We start from the raw sequence: 15,436 nt of genomic DNA, 5'->3' as shown, positions 1-15,436 counted from the left end.
TTGAGGTGCCGCCATGCTGTTCCCCCACGACCTGTCCGATGCCGATGTCCTGCACCTGCCGGGATGGCTGGCTGCGGCCGAGGCCGACCAGCTCCTGTATTCGCTGCAGGCCGAAGTGCCCTGGGAAACCCATCGCATCCGCATGTTCGGCAACTGGGTGGACTCGCCGCGGCTGAGCTGCTGGATCGGCGACCCGCAGGCCCGCTATCGCTATTCCGGTGCCGAGTTCGTGCCGCGCCCCTGGCCACCGGTGTTGCAGGCCATGCGCGGGCGCCTGGAAGCCGAAGGCCACGGCCGCTTCAACAGCGTGCTGCTGAACCGCTACCGCGGTGGCGGTGACTACATGGGCTGGCACAGCGATGACGAGCCGGAGCTGGGTCCGGCCCCGGTGATCGCGTCGCTGAGCCTGGGCGCGGCGCGCCGATTCCTGCTGCGACGCCGCGACGACCCGGCACGCAAGGCTGAATTCGTGCTGGGCCACGGCGACCTGCTGCTGATGGCCGGACAGACCCAGCGCTTCTACCAGCACGCGCTGCCGAAGATGGCGCGGGTGCACGGCGAGCGGATCAACCTGACCTTCCGTTGGATTTCGCCGCGTTGACGAAGAAGGGGTCAGGTCCCTTTCCGGCCGGAAAGGGATCTGAGCCCGTAACCACACGCCCGGCGAATGCTGCGATCAGCGCGCAACGGTCGGCTGGTCGGCCTGCCCGCTCTGCAGCGTCCAGCCCACCACGTCCTGCGCCAGCTGCTGCAGGCCACGCTCGAACGCGGCGGTCACCGCCGGTACGTCGGTGCTGCCGACCGGCTGCGCCTGGCGGAAGGTGCGGTCAGCGACCACACGCTGGTCGGCGACATGGATCAGCTTGGCGTTGACCTCGATCACCACGGTGGGCGTGGCCTGGCCCTGGTAATCCGATTCGAAGCGGCGCACATCGGTGGACAGCTTGTAGTCGGCGCGGATGCCGGCGGTGCTGCGGGCCACGCCGCGGATGCGGCCGGAATCCTCGAAGCCACGCAGCAGGGTGTCCTCGATCATGTCGGTGGCCGGCTGCGCCCAGCTGGCGCCCTTGTAGATCTCAAGCTGCGACGGTGTCGGCCGCACATTGATGCGCGGGCTGTCGACCATGCGCGCGGCGCTGGGCTTGGCCAGTACCAGCTGCCAGCTGGCCTGCGGCCACGCCGGGTCCGCCTTGACCTGCACGGACGGCGAGTACAGCGTCACCGCGGTTTTCTCGCTGCTGCCGAGGATGGAGCAGCCCCCCAGCAGGGTGACCATCGAAGCGGCCAGCAGCAGGCGCGGAAGGGTGGTCGGGCTCATTTGGGTTCGAACTCCTTCGGTGCGTCGCGGCCCAGCAGGTAGCGCGCGGGGTTGTTCTCGAGGCGGTCGCTGACCCGGCGCAGGTCGCGGATCAGGCCGCGCAGTTCGGTCAGCGTCGGGCCCAGCTGGCCGAGGCCATCGTTGGCGAAGCTGTTGATCGCGGCGCGGTTCTCGCCAAGGATCGAATCGGCGTTGCCGGCGGCCGAGTCGAGCTTGGCCAGGGTCGCGTCGAGCTTGTCGATGATGCCGGGCAGCTGCTGCACCAGGTTCCTGTCCAGGCGCTCGATGGTGCCGTTGGTGGTCTTCAGCGTGGTGTCCAGGCTGCGGGCGGCATCGCGCGCGCTGAGCAGCAGCGCCTGCGTGCCCTGGTCACGGTCGGCCAGGCCGCCGCTGATCGTCTCCAGGTTGGCCAGCGTCGCGTTGATCGAGGCCACGTTGCGGTCGCTGAGGATCTGGTCCATGCGCTCGACGATGCGGTTGGCGACGTCGGTGATGTTCTGCAGCGCAGAGGGCGTGGTCGGGATGATCGGTGCCGGGTCCTTGTTGACCGTGGTCAGCGCCGGCGACTGCGGCGTGCCGCCGCTGAGCTGGATGATCGACGGGCCGGTCAGGCTGGTGATCGCCAGCTTGGCGCGGGTATCGGTCTTGACCGGCGTGTTGGAGTTCAGGCGGATGCGCGCGACTACCTGGCGCGGGTCGTCCGGCACCAGGTTCAGTTCGGTGATCGAGCCCACCGCGATGCCGTTGTACTGCACCGGGCTGCCCACCGACAGGCCGGTCACCGCTTCGCGGAACACCACGCGGTACTCCTGCCAGGTACGGTCGGAGGAGTATTTGGCGGCCCACAGGCCGAAGGCCAGCAGGGCCAGGCCGGTGATCAGGGTGAACGCGCCGATCAGCACGTAGTTGGCTTTGGTTTCCATGGCTCAGGCACTCTCGATCTGTTCGCCACGCGCGGCGCGCGCGCGGGGTCCGTGGAAGTATTCCTGGATCCACGGATGATCCAGTTTCTCGATGTCAGGCAAGGGTGCGTTGGCCACCACCCTGCGGTCGGCGATCACCGCGACCCGGTCGCAGATCGCGTACAGCGTGTCCAGGTCGTGGGTGATCAGGAACACGGTCAGCCCCAGCGCTTCCTGCAGGGTCTTGATCAGGCGGTCGAACGCGGCCGCGCCGATCGGGTCGAGGCCGGCGGTGGGTTCGTCCAGGAACAGCAATGGCGGATCCAGCGCCAGTGCCCGGGCCAGGCCGGCGCGCTTGCGCATGCCGCCGGACAGCTGCGAGGGCAGCTTGTTGATCGCATCGGCGGGCAGGCCGGCCAGCTTCACTTTCAGCAGCGCCAGTTCGTAGTGCCAGCGCTCGGGCAGCTCGCGATGGTGTTCCTTCAGCGGCACCTGCACGTTCTCGCCCACGGTCAGCGAGGAGAACAGGGCGCCATCCTGGAACAACACGCCGGTGTTGCGCTCGATGTGCAGCCGGCTCTCGGCGTCGTCGGCCCGCGCGTCGCGGCCGAGTACTTCGATCTGCCCGGCATCGGGCACGCGCAGGCCCAGGATCGAGCGCATCAGCACCGATTTGCCGGTACCGGAGCCGCCGACCACGCCCAGGATTTCGCCGCGGCGCACATCCAGGTCCAGGTCTTCGTGCACGGTCTGGCTGCCGAAGCGGTTGACCAGACCACGCACGCGGATGGCCAGTTCGTGGCCCTGGTCGTCGCGCATGTCGATGGGGTCGGGGAGGGCGGATGTGCTCATGTCACCAGTCCATGTGCATGAACCACAACGCCGCGAAGGCGTCGATGATGATCACCAGCGAGATCGTCTGCACCACGCTGGAGGTGGTGCGCTCGCCGACCGACTGCGCGGTGCCCTCGACCTTCAGTCCTTCCAGGCAGCCGATCAGGCCGATCACCAGCGCGAACACGGGTGCCTTGGACAGGCCGACCAGCAGGTGCCGCACTTCCATCGTCTCGTGCATGCGCGCGATGTACATCTGCGGCGGGATGTCGAGGTCGAACGCGCCGACGGTGATGCCGCCGGCCAGGCCCGCGATCATCGCGATGAAGGTCAGCAAGGGCAGGGTGACCAGCAGCGCCAGCAGTCGCGGCAGCACCAGCAGGTCGACCGGGTCCAGGCCCAGCGTGCGCATTGCATCGATCTCCTCGCGTGCCTTCATCGCACCAATCTGCGCGGTGAACGCACTGGCGGTGCGGCCGGCCAGCACGATCGCGGTCAGCAGTACCGCGAACTCGCGCAGGAAGGCGATGTTGACCAGCTCGACCACGTAGATCTCGGCGCCGAAGTCGCGCAGGATGGTCGAGCCGAGGAATGCGATCACCGCACCCACCAGGTAGGACAGCAGCGCCACCAGCGGTACCGCATCCAGCCCCACCTGCTCCATCTGGTGCACGGTGGCGGTCAGCCGGAAGCGGCGGGGTTCCTTGACCAGCCGGGCCGCCTTGACCAGGTTCTCGCCGAGGAAACTGCACAGCGCCTTGATGTTGTGGCCAGTGGCGTGGACGCTGACACCCAGCCGTTCCAGCGCGGCCAGCACGCCGAAATCCCGCTTGGGCTTGGGGCGGTCGTCGGCCACTTCCTCGATGGTGCACACCAGCGCCTGGTGGTCCGCGCGGAACTGCAGTGCGTCTTCGTGCAGATCGGCACGGTGGGCCACGCGCAGCACCTGCAGCACGCCGGCCGAATCCAGCTGCTCGATGCCGGTGGCATCGATGCCGGTCAGCTTGTCGGGAACGCCGTGCAGGACCTCGGCCGCGGCCAGCGCGGTCTTCAAGGTCCAGGTGCCGGACAGGTGGATCAGGCCCGGGTCATGGGCATCCTGTTCGAGCTGGGGGGCGAGGTTCGGGGTGACGTGGGCCATTCGGGTCGCAGCATAACCGTTCTGTATCGGGCTTCGCGTCGAACTCGGGTGAATTTCTCCGGTGGGCCCCAGCGTAGGTAATACTACGGCGCATGTCCGCAGACGCTCACACGATCCCCACGCCCCAGGCCACCTACGCACAGCGCGTGGCCTTTGTTTCCGAGATCGCCGGACGCCTGCACAGCTATGGCACCACGGCCCAGCGCCTGGAAACGGCGGTGGTGGCACTGGCCCGCCAGCTCGATCTGGATTGTGAACCGTGGTCGAATCCCACCGGTATCATCCTCAGCTTCAGCGATCCGGCGCAGGCGATCGGCTCCAGCGACATCACCCGCGTGATCCGCTTGGCGCCCGGTGAGAACGACCTGCACAAGCTCAGCGTCGCCGACCATATCGCCGAAGAAGTGTCCAACGGGCGGATGAGCATCGCCCAGGGCCATACCGCGCTGCGCCAGCTGGACAAGGATCCGGGCCGGCGCGGCAAGCTGCGCACCATCCTGTCATTCACCCTCGGCGCGGCCGGCGTGGCCGGCATGTGGAAGCTGCCGTGGCTGGACATCGCCACCGCCGGTGTCATCGGCCTGATGATCGGCCTGCTCGGCATGGTCACCGACCGCCGCCCGGCCACCCGCGAAGCGGCCGAGGCGCTGGCGGCGCTGCTGGCCGGCATGGTCGCCACCCTGGTGGCGTCCTTCATTGGCGCGCTCAACCTCAATACGGTGATCATCGCCTCGCTGGTGGTGCTGCTGCCCGGCATGTCGCTGACCAATGCGGTCAATGAGCTGGCCAGCCAGCACTGGGTGTCGGGCACCGCGCGCTTTGCCGGCGCGCTGACCACCATCATGAAGCTCAGCGTCGGCGCGATGATCGCGGTGACCCTGGCCGACGTGCTCGGGCTGGATCCGGTGATCCGCGCCACGCGGCCGCAGGGGCCGTGGGTGGAGTGGGGTTCGCTGCTGACCGCGGCCTTTGCGTTCGCGATGCTGTTCAAGGCCAACCGGCGCGATTACCCGTGGGTGATCGCCGCCTCGGTGGCCGGTTATGCGATCTCCAAGTTTGGCGGCCATGCCTGGGGCGCGCCGGCCGGCATCTTCCTGTCGGCGATGCTGCTGACCGCGGGCGGCAATCTGTTCGGTCGCCTGGTCGGGCGTCCGGGCGCGATCATCCGCCTGCCCGGCATCATCATGATGGTGCCCGGCAGCACCAGCCTGCGCGGCGTGCTGACCCTGGTCCAGCAACAGGATGTCGGCGCCGGCCAGAGCGTGTTCCTCACCGTGCTCAACGTGGTGATGGCGCTGGTCGCCGGCCTGCTGTTCGGCAACCTGCTGATGCCCGCTCGCAAGACCCTGTGATGATGTCGGTGGGTGTGGACCCCGGTCCACACACCGGAGAATGAAAAACGCCGGCGTCCGCCGGCGTCTTTCATTCCAACCTGATCCCGGCCTCAGGCCTTCTTGATCAGGAAATCTTCCGGCTTCTTGTTGCCCTTGGCGGTCAGTTCAGCCATCCAGCGCGGCTGCTTGCCACGGCCGGTCCAGGTTTCCTTCGGATTGGCCGGGTTGCGGTACTTCGGTGCAACCTTGCCCAGCTTGCGGCCGGCGGTCTTCGACGGGGCCTTGGCGGCCGGGGCGGCCTTGCGGGCACGCGTGGCCGGGGCGCTGCCGAACAGTTCTTCGATGGTGTAACCCTCGGTCTTGGCCAGCTTGGTCAGCTGGGCCCGGACCTTGGTGATCGGCCGGCGCTTGGCGACGATGGTCTGCTGCTTCTTGGCGGTACGGATCAGGGCGCCCAGCTCGCGTGCTGACAGGCCGGTCAGGTCAATGCTCATTTACGGTTACTCCGGAAACTAATGTGTGGACGGGACAAGCCAGTCCATGGCGTCGGCGGACAGAATAGAGATGAATTAATCACAGCACAAATGCAGGCGGGTCATGGCGTGGCGGCATGCAGACGCCGTCGCGGTGATTTTGACCGGATTATGTCCGCTGCAATATCGGGGAAGGGCGCGGGCAAAAAAAAAGACCGGGGCAGGCCCCGGTCTTTTCCTGATCAGCCCTGCAGACGCTGCAGCAGGGAGGCCTTGTCCAGGTTCTCCGCGTCGCTGGCGCGGCGCGAGCGGTACTCGTAGGTGCCAGCGGCCAGGCCGCGTTCGCTGACCACCACGCGATGCGGAATACCGATCAGCTCCATGTCGGCGAACATCGCGCCCGGGCGCAGGCCGCGGTCGTCGAGTGCAGCGTCCAGGCCCGCCTCGCGCAGCTCCTGCAGCAGGTTGGCAGCGGCGTCGGCCACGGCCGCATCGCCCTTCGGGTTGATCACACACACCACCACCTGCCACGGCGCCATCGCGTCCGGCCAGATGATGCCGGCATCGTCATGGTTCTGTTCGATCGCGGCAGCCACCACACGCGAGATGCCGATGCCGTAGCACCCCATCGCCATCACCGCGGCCTTGCCGTTCTCGTCCAGCACGGTGGCATCCAGCGCTTCGGCGTACTTGCGGCCGAGCTGGAACACATGGCCGACTTCGATGCCACGTGCGATCTTCAGTTCACCGCCGTCCACGGCACGGTCGCCGGCCCGCACGTTGCGGATGTCGGCCACTTCCGGTTCCGGCAGGTCGCGGCCCCAGTTGACGCCGGCCAGGTGGAAACCGGCTTCGTTGGCGCCGACGACGAAGTCGGCCATCGCCGCCACTTCGCGATCGGCGACCACGCGGATGGCCTTGGCCGGGGCGACCGGGCCAAGGAAGCCCGGCACGCTGCCCAGGTGCTCGGCGATTTCCGCCTCGCTGGCGAAGCGCTGCTCGTCCAGGCCGGCGACCTTGGCCAGCTTGATCTCGTTGACCTCATGGTCGCCACGCACCAGCGCCAGCACGAACTGCTGTGCCTTGCCTTCGCCGGCGATCAGCGCCACCGACTTCACCGTGCGCTGCAGGTCGATGCCGAGCAGCGCCGCGACGTCCTCGCAGGTCTTCTGGGTGGGGGTATCCACCTTGCGCATCGTTTCGGTGGCGGCCGCACGCGGCGCCGGATCGGCGGCAATCGCCGCTTCCATGTTGGCTGCGTAGTCCGAGCCGGTGGAGAACACCAGCGCGTCCTCGCCGGAATCGGCGATGACGTGGAATTCCTGCGACGCATCACCGCCGATGGCACCGGAGTCCGCCTGCACCATGCGGAAATCCAGGCCGAGGCGGGTGAAGATGCGGCTGTAGGCCGACTTCATGTTCTCGTATTCGCGCACCAGGCACTCATCGTGCAGGTGGAACGAATAGGCGTCCTTCATCAGGAACTCGCGCGAGCGCATCACGCCGAAGCGCGGGCGGATCTCGTCGCGGAACTTGGTCTGCACCTGGTAGAAGTTCACCGGCAGCTGCTTGTAGCTGGACAGCTCGCTGCGCGCGAAGTCGCAGGCGGCTTCTTCGGCGGTCGGGCTGTAGCAGAACACCTGGTCCTTGCGGTCCTTGATCTTCAGCAGCTGCGGGCCGAACTTCTGCCAGCGGCCGGTCTGCTCCCACAGTTCCTTCGGCTGGATGGTCGGGATCTGGAATTCCACGGCACCGGCCCGGTCCATTTCCTCGCGCACGATGCGCTCGACCTTGCGCAGCACGCGCAGGCCCAGCGGCGACCAGGTGTACAGGCCCGATGCCAGCTTGCGGATCATGCCCGCGCGCAGCATCAGCCGATGGCTGGTCAGCTCGGCGTCGCTGGGGGTTTCCTTGGTGGTGTGCAGGTGGAACTGGGAGAGGCGCATCGTCGGCTTCGGATAACGGCAGAGACCTCTATTCTGCCAGCCCGGCCGGGGGGAGGGGTATCGGCAGGGCTGCGCCCTGCACCTGCGGGTAGTGCCGGCCGCTGGCCGGCAACAGCAACAGCAAAAACGGGTTTCCTGGGAGATGGCGGGGTGGGTCCGGTTACAGGGGACGCCGTAAACCCATCCATGGGGGCTTGGTCGCGGCTTGCTCGTGTGCGCTGTCCTGCGCACACGGCAAGACCGGTGTTGAGCGTCCTGCCCAACCCGCCCGAGGCATGCCTCGGGCCCATGGCGCTCACACCCCTGCCGCCGGACCCACCCCGCCTTCGACAGTTTCCTGCGAGCTGTCGGAATGGCTCCTGGGGTCAGATCCGTTTTCCGCAGGAAAACGGATCTGACCCCGAATTCAATTCGAGATCTGACAGATTTCATCCACGTATGGCGTGGATCTACCACCGTCACCGGGAAACTGTCGAAGGCGGGGCGGTGTCGGATTGCGGGGTGTCCGCGGCATGGATGCCGCGGCCAAGCCCCCATGGACGGGTTTACGGCGTCCCCGCAATCCGACACCGCCCCGCCAAACCCACAGATAGCCCAGAGCCGGCTGTTGCCCTTGCTGTTGCCCTTGCTGTTGCCTCTGCAGGTGCAGGGCGCAGCCCTGCCGATACCCTTAACCGGCCGGTGGGCAGTACGCCTTGATGGCGGCCTCCGCCAATCCCCTCTGCGCGGTGTGCTGCTCCGGAGTCAACGGGGTATCGGCCTTGCCATCACCATCGGTGTCCTGCATCACCTGGCCACCACCGTCCAGCAGGGCCAGGTTGGCCCGGGCCGTGCTGCACTGCCCAGGGACCGGCGCGGCCGGGGTCTCGGTGCTGGCTGCGGCCTGCGGGGTGCGGGCCTGCTCGCGGGTCTCGAACTTCTTGCCCGCCGGCGGGGTCTCCGAATACTGGGTTACGCCATGGGCGTCCTTCCATTTGTAGACGGGGCCGGCCACGGCGTTGGCAGTGGCCAACAGCAGCAGGCATCCAAGGCAGGACAGGGCACGCATGGCAGACTCCACGGAATGGGCGCAGAACGTCGATTGCAGCATTGGCGCCGACCGCTGGCAAGTCGATTAAACTGGATTCCATGGACCCGATCACACCGCCGCCGCGCTCGCGCACGATTTACCTGCTGCCCAACCTGTTCACCACCGCCGGCCTGTTCGCCGGTTTCTACGCGATCATCGCCGCGGCCAACGGGGATTTCGTCAATGCCAGCATCGCCGTGTTCGTGGCGGCGGTGATGGATGGACTGGACGGGCGCGTGGCGCGCCTGACCGGTACCAGCAGCGAATTCGGCGTGCAGTACGACTCGCTGGCCGACCTGGTCAGCTTCGGCATGGCTCCGGCGCTGGTGATGTACCACTGGTCGCTGTCGTGGCTGAAGTTCGACGATCCGCTGCTCGGCCGCGTCGGCTGGGCCGTGGCCTTCCTGTATGCGGCCTGCGCGGCGCTGCGCCTGGCCCGCTTCAATACCCAGGTAGCGGTGGTCGACAAGCGCTGGTTCGTCGGCCTGGCCAGCCCGGCCGCAGCGGGCCTGATGATGTCCTTCGTCTGGGCGTTCGCCGATGGCAACCTGGGCTGGGACGGCAACCAGCTGCGGTACGTGGCGCTGGCGGTGACGATCATCGCTGCGCTGCTGATGGTCAGCCGCATCCGCTTCTGGAGCTTCAAGGGTGGCGCTGCCAAGGGCACCCGTTCGGACCGCGTGCCGTTCCTGGTGCTGGCACTGGTGCCGGTGGCGATCGCGATTGCGGTCATCGACCTGCCGCGCGTGCTGTTCGCGGTCGGCATCCTGTACGCCTTGTCCGGCCCGGTGATGTGGGCCGTGCAGCGCCTGCGCAAGAAGCCCGAGGCCGCGTGAGCCAGGACCTGCCCGTGCTGTGGTCACCGGCCCAGCAGGCCTGGCTGCAGGCCATGGGCTACACCGTCTATCACGATGGCCAGCTGGCTGCCGAGCTGGATGCCGCGCTGCAGTTGAGCGTGGCCGAAGCCGAGGCCAGCGTCGCCCCGCCGGAACCGGTGCGGGCCCCCGTGCCGTCGCGCGAACAGCATGCCGGGGTGGCGCCCGCAGCCCGCCCGGAACGGCCGGCACCGCCGCGCCGCGAAACGCCGGTCAGTGCCCCGGATACCGTGCCGGCGGCTGAGCGCCCGATGCCCAGCGGCAACGCGCGCCAGCCGGTGGTCCGCCTGCCGGATCGCCTGCAGATCGCGCTGCTGCGTGCGTCCGGCTGCAACCCGAACGACCCGGCTACGCAGCGGTTGATGGACAGCTGGCCGCTGGACCAGCTGCGCCACGACCCGGCCGCCAAGCGTGCGCTGTGGCCGCAGCTGCGTGCCCTGCGCAAGCGGGGCACGCCATGAGCGCGGTCACCCGGCCCGGCCCGGTCAGCCTGCGTGCGCTGCGCGAGAGCGACCTCAATGCGGTAATGGCGATCGAACTGCGCGGCTACCCTTTTCCCTGGACCCGCGGCATCTTCATCGACTGCCTGCGTGCCGGCTATCCCGGCCTGGCGATGGAGCGCGATGGCCTGCTGGTCGGCTATGGCGTGCTCAGCATCGCCGCCGATGAAGCGCACGTGCTGAACATCTGCATCGATCCGCTGGCACAGTCGCGCGGGCTGGGCCGCCAGCTGCTGCGCGCGCTGGTGCAGCTGGCCGCCGACCGTGGCGCACAGCGCGTCTTCCTGGAAGTGCGTCCGTCCAATACGCCGGCGCTGGCGCTGTATCACAGCGAAGGATTCAACGAGATCGGCCGCCGCCCGCGCTACTACCCGGCTGCACAGGGCCGCGAGGATGCGGTCGTGATGGCGATCGAGCTGGTCGACGGCGATCTGCAGGAAATGCCGCCGCTGTAACGCAGACGGGTTGCCGGCCAGCGGCCGGCACTACCGATGCGTCGCTCACGCCAGCCGCAACGCCAGCACGCCGCCCACGATGAGCGACGCTGCCAGCCAGCGCGTGCGCGGCACCCGCTCGCGCAGCAGGAACACCGAGATCAGCAGCGCGAACAGGATCGAGGATTCGCGCAGCGCCGAGATCATTGCCACCGGCGCCTGGGTCATGGCCCACAACGCCATCGCATAGGAGGCGGTGGTGCCGACGCCACCGGCCAGTCCCAGCGGCCAATGCTGCCGCGCATAGTCCAGTACCGCGCCGCCGCGCGTATACAACGCCCACAGCGGCAGCGGGATGCCCGACAGCAGGAACAACCACAACGTGTAGCTGAGCGCGCTGCCGGACTGGCGCGCACCCTGCGCATCGACCAGCGTGTAGGTGGCGATCATCGCCGCTGTCAGCAGCGGCAGGCGCAGCTGGCCGCCGCGCGCACCCAGTGCCATGCACAGGATGCCGGTGCTCACCAGCACCACGCCCAGCCACGCTGCGGCGGGCAATGGCTCACCGAGCAGGGTGCCGGCCAGTGCGACCAGGATCGGCGCGCTGCCACGCATCAGCGGGTAGGCCAGGCTCATGTCGACCTGCTGGTAACAACGCGCGACCAGCCCGTAGTAGGTCACCTGCAGCAGCACCGACGCAGCCAGCCAGGGCCAGCTGTGCGCGGCCGGGAAGGGCAGGAAGGGCAGGGCGGCGGCCGACAGCAACGCGGCACTGCCGGTCACCAGCACGGTACCGAGGAACTTGTCCGGGCCGCGCTTGACGATCGCATTCCAGCTGGCATGCAGCGCCGCGGCAGCGAGGACGAGCAGGAAGATGGAAAGCGGCATCCGCCGATGATGCCATGCGGGACAAATGGAAACGCCGGGCATCGCCCGACGTTTCCGATTCCGCTTCGGTGGGTGCCAACCTCTCCCGCCGTGGCAGGTGCCAATCCTCCCCTGCCGTGGCAGGTGCCAACCTTGGTTGGCACGCACCAGAGCGGCGTTACAGCTTCGCGCGCTGCTCGCGCAGGCCGGCCAGCTGGGTGTTCCAGTCGACCAGGCGCACGCGCTCCTGGTCGACCACCGCCGGTGGCACCTTGTCGGTGAACCTGGCCAGCTTGGTTTCGCTCTTTTCCTGCTCGCCTTCCACGCGCTTGATCTCCTTGTCCAGGCGCGCGCGCTCGGCATCGAGATCGACCAGGCCTTCCAGCGGCACCAGCAGCTTCAGCTCACCCACGATCGCGGCGGCCGCCGGCGGTGCGCTTTCGCCCTCGGCCAGCCACTGGATGCTGTCCAGCTTCAGCAGGAACGACAGCGAGGCGCTGAAGCGTTCGATGCGCACGCGGTCCTGCTCCAGGCCGGCCTGCAGGCGCAGCGGCACCTGCCTGGACGGCGCGACGTTCAATTCGCTGCGCACGCGACGCACCGCACTGATCACCGCCTTCAGCCATTCCACGTCGGCCTCGGCCTGGGCGAAATCACCGGCGAATTCGGCGGCGGTCGGGTAAGGGCGCAGCGACAGCGTGGTTTCGGCCAGGCCCAGGCGCGGGGCCAGCTGCTGCCACAGCTGTTCGGTGATGAACGGGGTGAGCGGGTGCAGCAGGCGCAGCAGCGCTTCCAGCACGTACAGCAGGGTGTGGCGGGTGCTTTCGGCATCAGCCGCGTCGGCACCGTTCAGTGCCGGCTTGCTCAGCTCCAGGAACCAGTCGCAGAACGCGTTCCAGGCGAACTCGTACAGGCACTGCGCCAGCAGGTCGAAGCGGTACGCGGCGAAATGGCCCTGCGCTTCGGCGGTGGTGGCGGCCAGGCGCGAAAGGATCCAGCGCTCGGCATCGGTGCGCGGGGTCGGCACGCCGGTGAACGCCGCACCTTCGGTGTTCATCAGCGCGAAGCGGCTGGCGTTCCACAGCTTGTTGCAGAAGTTCTTGTAGCCCTCGGCGCGGTTCATGTCGAACTTGATGTCGCGGCCGTGGGTGGCCAGCGCGGCGATGGTGAAGCGCAGCGCATCAGCACCGTGGGCAGCAATGCCGTCCGGGAATTCCTTGCGGGTGGCCTTCTCGATCTTCTCCACCATCTTCGGCTGCATCAGGCCGCCGGTGCGCTTGGCGACCAGGTCGTCGATGGTGATGCCGTCGATGATGTCCAGCGGGTCGAGCACGTTGCCCTTGCTCTTGGACATCTTCTGGCCCTGGCCGTCGCGGATCAGGCCGGTGAAGTACACGTCCTTGAACGGGATCTTCCCGACCAGGTTGTCGGTGGCCATGATCATGCGCGCCACCCAGAAGAAGATGATGTCGAAGCCGGTGATCAACACCGACGACGGCAGGTAACGATCGAAGCCGCGCTCGGCCATGGCCTGTTCGTTCGGCCAGCCCAGGGTGGAGAACGGCCACAGCTGCGAGGAGAACCAGGTCTCCAGCACGTCGCTTTCCTGGTTCAGCACCACCTCGCTGCCCAGGTTGTGCTTGGCCCGCACTTCCTCTTCGCTGCGACCGACGTAGCAGCTGCCGGTGGCGGCATCGAACCACGCCGGGATGCGGTGGCCCCACCACAGCTGGCGGCTGATGCACCAGTCCTGGATGTTGTTCATCCAGTGGCGGTAGGTGTTGATCCAGTTCGGCGGCACGAAGGCAATGCTTCCGTCCTCGACCAGGTCCAGGCCACGCTTGGCCAGGTCGTCCATCTTCACGAACCACTGGTCGGTCAGGTACGGCTCGATCACCTGGCCGGTTCGGTCGCCACGCGGCACCTGCAGCTTGTGCGCCTTGGTCTCGACCAGGATGCCCAGGTCTTCCAGCTCGGCCAGCACGGCCTTGCGTGCTTCATAGCGGTCCAGGCCCCGGAAGCGTTCCGGCGCGTTCTCGTTCAGCGCCGCCACCGGGGTGAACAGGTTGATCATCGGCAGGCTGTGGCGCACGCCCACTTCATAGTCGTTGAAATCATGTGCAGGGGTGACCTTGACCACGCCGGTGCCGAACGCGCGGTCCACGTAGTCGTCGGCGATCACCGGCACGCGGCGCCCGGTCAGCGGCAGCACTACGTTCCTGCCGATCAGGTGCGCGTAACGCTCGTCTTCCGGGTGCACCATCACCGCGGTATCGCCCAGCAGGGTTTCCGGGCGGGTGGTGGCAACGACCAGGTAGTCGCGGGTTTCGCGCAGGGTTTCCACGCCGTCGGCATCGCGCTCGACGTGTTCGTAGCTCAGGCCGTCATCCAGCGTGTAGGCGATCGACCACAGGAAGCCGTCCTCCTCGGCGCTCTCCACTTCCAGGTCGGAAATGGCGGTCTTCAGCACCGGGTCCCAGTTGACCAGGCGCTGGCCGCGGTAGATCAGGCCCTGCTCGTACCAGCGCACGAAGGCCTCGTTGACCGCCGCCGATGGCTGCGGGTCCATGGTGAAAGTGCTGCGCGACCAGTCGGCGGAGGTGCCGAGGCGGCGCATCTGGCGTTCGATGGTGTCGCCGGACTGCTGCTTCCACTCCCAGACCTTGCCGATGAAGCCTTCGCGGCCCAGCGAATCGCGGGTCTCGCCCTTGCCTTCCAGCGCCAGGTTGCGGCTGACCACCATTTCGGTGGCGATGCCGGCATGGTCGGTACCGACCTGCCACAGCGTGTCGTAGCCGCGCATGCGGTGGTAGCGCACCAGCGCATCCATCAGGGTCTGCTGGAAGGCATGGCCCATGTGCAGGGTGCCGGTCACGTTCGGCGGTGGCAGCAGGATGGTGTACGGCTCGCCCGTGCCGGACGGCTTGAAGTGGCCGGCCTTCTCCCAGGCCTCGTAGAGGTCGGTCTCGAAGGACGTCGGGTCGTAGCTGGAGGCGAGTTGGGTCATGCGGGGGAACCGGTAATCAAGGCGGAAGGGAGATCAGCGCGACCCGAGGGCGCGGCGGATCTTCTGGTCGGTGTGGTACTGGCTGACCGCGTAGGCGGCCCAGATGGCGGCGGGCAGCCAGCCGATCAGGGTGATCTGCAGGATCAGGCAGACGATCCCGGCCAGCGGCCGGCCGATGGTGAAGAAGGACAGCCAGGGAAGAATCAGGGCGATCAGCAGGCGCATCAAGGGGTCCTCGCCGGGCTCACATGTCGTGCTTGTTGAGGTCGTAACCGGCGGCCTTGTACTGGCGCCAGCGCTCGCGCAGCGGTTCGCGCGCTTCCGGATCGGCCGGGACCACTTCCAGCACACGCTCGCACTGGCCCAGCCAGGGCTCATCGCGCAGGTTGATCACCAGCGGGCGTGCCGGCGCGTCGGTGCCGGGTACCGCGATCAGCACCAGGGCCTCTTCCTCGTCCATGTCTTCGCCGGCAATCTGGTGCGGGATGTAGGCATCGTTGTCGAACGCCCACAGCAGCTCGTCCAGTTCCTCGGCCTGGGCCTGGTCACGGGCCAGCACCAGGGTGAACAGCCCTGCGTCGTTGGCCTTGCGCGCCAGTTCGCAGACCAGGCGCAACGGCTCGGTCAGGAAGCGGGGCTTGGCGATCAGGTAGAAGTCGGCGCGGGGCATGGCAGGGTCCGGGTCAGGCAAGGGCCCGGCAGTGCCGGGCGAGGCCCCGGCCGGCGTCTGCCGGCC

General features: G+C 67.8%; 16 protein-coding genes. 5 read left to right on the top strand and 11 right to left on the bottom strand.

Annotated features, from left to right (window positions below; translation table 11 throughout):
• The first annotated feature begins 13 nt into the window (after positions 1–13).
• Positions 14–601: an alpha-ketoglutarate-dependent dioxygenase AlkB family protein gene (locus tag AC5P6H_RS12545; protein ID WP_495202694.1), complete on the top strand. Its 588-nt coding sequence runs from the start codon at positions 14–16 to the stop codon at positions 599–601.
• A 75-nt stretch (positions 602–676) separates the two neighbouring features.
• On the opposite strand, the gene AC5P6H_RS12540 is transcribed toward AC5P6H_RS12545, so the two are convergent.
• Genes AC5P6H_RS12540 through AC5P6H_RS12525 form a run of 4 tightly spaced genes read right to left on the bottom strand, consistent with a single transcriptional unit; the run spans position 677 to position 4,195 of the window.
• Positions 677–1,318: an ABC-type transport auxiliary lipoprotein family protein gene (locus AC5P6H_RS12540; RefSeq protein ID WP_014645864.1), complete on the bottom strand. Its 642-nt coding sequence runs from the start codon at positions 1,316–1,318 to the stop codon at positions 677–679.
• A complete protein-coding gene (locus AC5P6H_RS12535; RefSeq protein WP_014645865.1) occupies positions 1,315–2,241 on the bottom strand; it encodes an MlaD family protein in 927 nt (308 codons plus the stop codon). The genes AC5P6H_RS12540 and AC5P6H_RS12535 overlap by 4 nt, the downstream gene beginning before the upstream one ends.
• Positions 2,242–2,244: 3 nt before the next feature.
• Positions 2,245–3,072 (bottom strand): ABC transporter ATP-binding protein, encoded by an 828-nt coding sequence (locus tag AC5P6H_RS12530; protein WP_142235417.1) that lies wholly within the window; start codon positions 3,070–3,072, stop codon positions 2,245–2,247.
• A gap of 1 nt (position 3,073) precedes the next feature.
• Positions 3,074–4,195, bottom strand: a complete 1,122-nt coding sequence (locus AC5P6H_RS12525) for an MlaE family ABC transporter permease (RefSeq protein ID WP_014645867.1) — start codon at positions 4,193–4,195, stop codon at positions 3,074–3,076.
• Positions 4,196–4,287: 92 nt separating this feature from the next.
• Here AC5P6H_RS12525 and AC5P6H_RS12520 point away from each other — a divergent pair, with 92 nt between their 5' ends.
• Positions 4,288–5,547 (top strand): threonine/serine exporter family protein, encoded by a 1,260-nt coding sequence (locus AC5P6H_RS12520; RefSeq protein ID WP_014645868.1) that lies wholly within the window; start codon positions 4,288–4,290, stop codon positions 5,545–5,547.
• Between the two features lie 92 nt (positions 5,548–5,639).
• Here AC5P6H_RS12520 and AC5P6H_RS12515 read toward each other — a convergent pair whose 3' ends face one another.
• The 3 genes from AC5P6H_RS12515 to AC5P6H_RS12505 all read right to left on the bottom strand — a co-directional run bounded on the left by AC5P6H_RS12515 (position 5,640) and on the right by AC5P6H_RS12505 (position 8,996).
• Positions 5,640–6,023, bottom strand: a complete 384-nt coding sequence (locus AC5P6H_RS12515) for an H-NS histone family protein (protein ID WP_010480700.1) — start codon at positions 6,021–6,023, stop codon at positions 5,640–5,642.
• 221 nt (positions 6,024–6,244) lie between these two features.
• On the bottom strand, positions 6,245–7,948 hold the full coding sequence (locus tag AC5P6H_RS12510; RefSeq protein WP_014645869.1) for a proline--tRNA ligase: 1,704 nt from the start codon (positions 7,946–7,948) through the stop codon (positions 6,245–6,247).
• A 670-nt stretch (positions 7,949–8,618) separates the two neighbouring features.
• Positions 8,619–8,996, bottom strand: a complete 378-nt coding sequence (locus tag AC5P6H_RS12505) for a DUF4124 domain-containing protein (RefSeq protein WP_142235419.1) — start codon at positions 8,994–8,996, stop codon at positions 8,619–8,621.
• An 80-nt stretch (positions 8,997–9,076) separates the two neighbouring features.
• Between AC5P6H_RS12505 and pssA the strand changes: the two genes are divergently transcribed.
• From pssA to rimI, 3 genes are read left to right on the top strand one after another with little or no spacing between them, the layout of a single operon-like run.
• A complete protein-coding gene (pssA, locus tag AC5P6H_RS12500) occupies positions 9,077–9,853 on the top strand; it encodes a CDP-diacylglycerol--serine O-phosphatidyltransferase (protein WP_005415206.1) in 777 nt (258 codons plus the stop codon).
• Positions 9,850–10,353 (top strand): hypothetical protein, encoded by a 504-nt coding sequence (locus AC5P6H_RS12495; RefSeq protein ID WP_014645872.1) that lies wholly within the window; start codon positions 9,850–9,852, stop codon positions 10,351–10,353. Before pssA ends, AC5P6H_RS12495 begins: the two co-directional genes overlap by 4 nt.
• Positions 10,350–10,847, top strand: coding sequence for a ribosomal protein S18-alanine N-acetyltransferase (rimI, locus tag AC5P6H_RS12490; protein WP_014645873.1), 498 nt, complete (start codon positions 10,350–10,352; stop codon positions 10,845–10,847). Before AC5P6H_RS12495 ends, rimI begins: the two co-directional genes overlap by 4 nt.
• Before the next feature lie 45 nt (positions 10,848–10,892).
• Here the strand turns inward: rimI and AC5P6H_RS12485 are convergent, their stop codons facing one another.
• From AC5P6H_RS12485 to AC5P6H_RS12470, 4 genes are all read right to left on the bottom strand, one after another.
• Positions 10,893–11,714, bottom strand: a complete 822-nt coding sequence (locus AC5P6H_RS12485) for an EamA family transporter (RefSeq protein ID WP_032962266.1) — start codon at positions 11,712–11,714, stop codon at positions 10,893–10,895.
• Positions 11,715–11,871: 157 nt separating this feature from the next.
• Complete coding sequence (locus AC5P6H_RS12480; protein WP_032962264.1) at positions 11,872–14,700, bottom strand: valine--tRNA ligase; 2,829 nt, start codon at positions 14,698–14,700, stop codon at positions 11,872–11,874.
• Positions 14,701–14,733: 33 nt separating this feature from the next.
• Positions 14,734–14,925: a YqaE/Pmp3 family membrane protein gene (locus tag AC5P6H_RS12475; protein WP_014035920.1), complete on the bottom strand. Its 192-nt coding sequence runs from the start codon at positions 14,923–14,925 to the stop codon at positions 14,734–14,736.
• 19 nt (positions 14,926–14,944) lie between these two features.
• Positions 14,945–15,370 (bottom strand): DNA polymerase III subunit chi, encoded by a 426-nt coding sequence (locus AC5P6H_RS12470; RefSeq protein ID WP_014645876.1) that lies wholly within the window; start codon positions 15,368–15,370, stop codon positions 14,945–14,947.
• Positions 15,371–15,436 lie beyond the last annotated feature (66 nt).

The organism is Stenotrophomonas sp. YJH_SMC_110 (genome assembly GCF_059369255.1).
The sequence above is the reverse complement of the archived record's forward strand: the minus strand, read 5'-3'. Positions and strand labels throughout refer to the sequence as shown.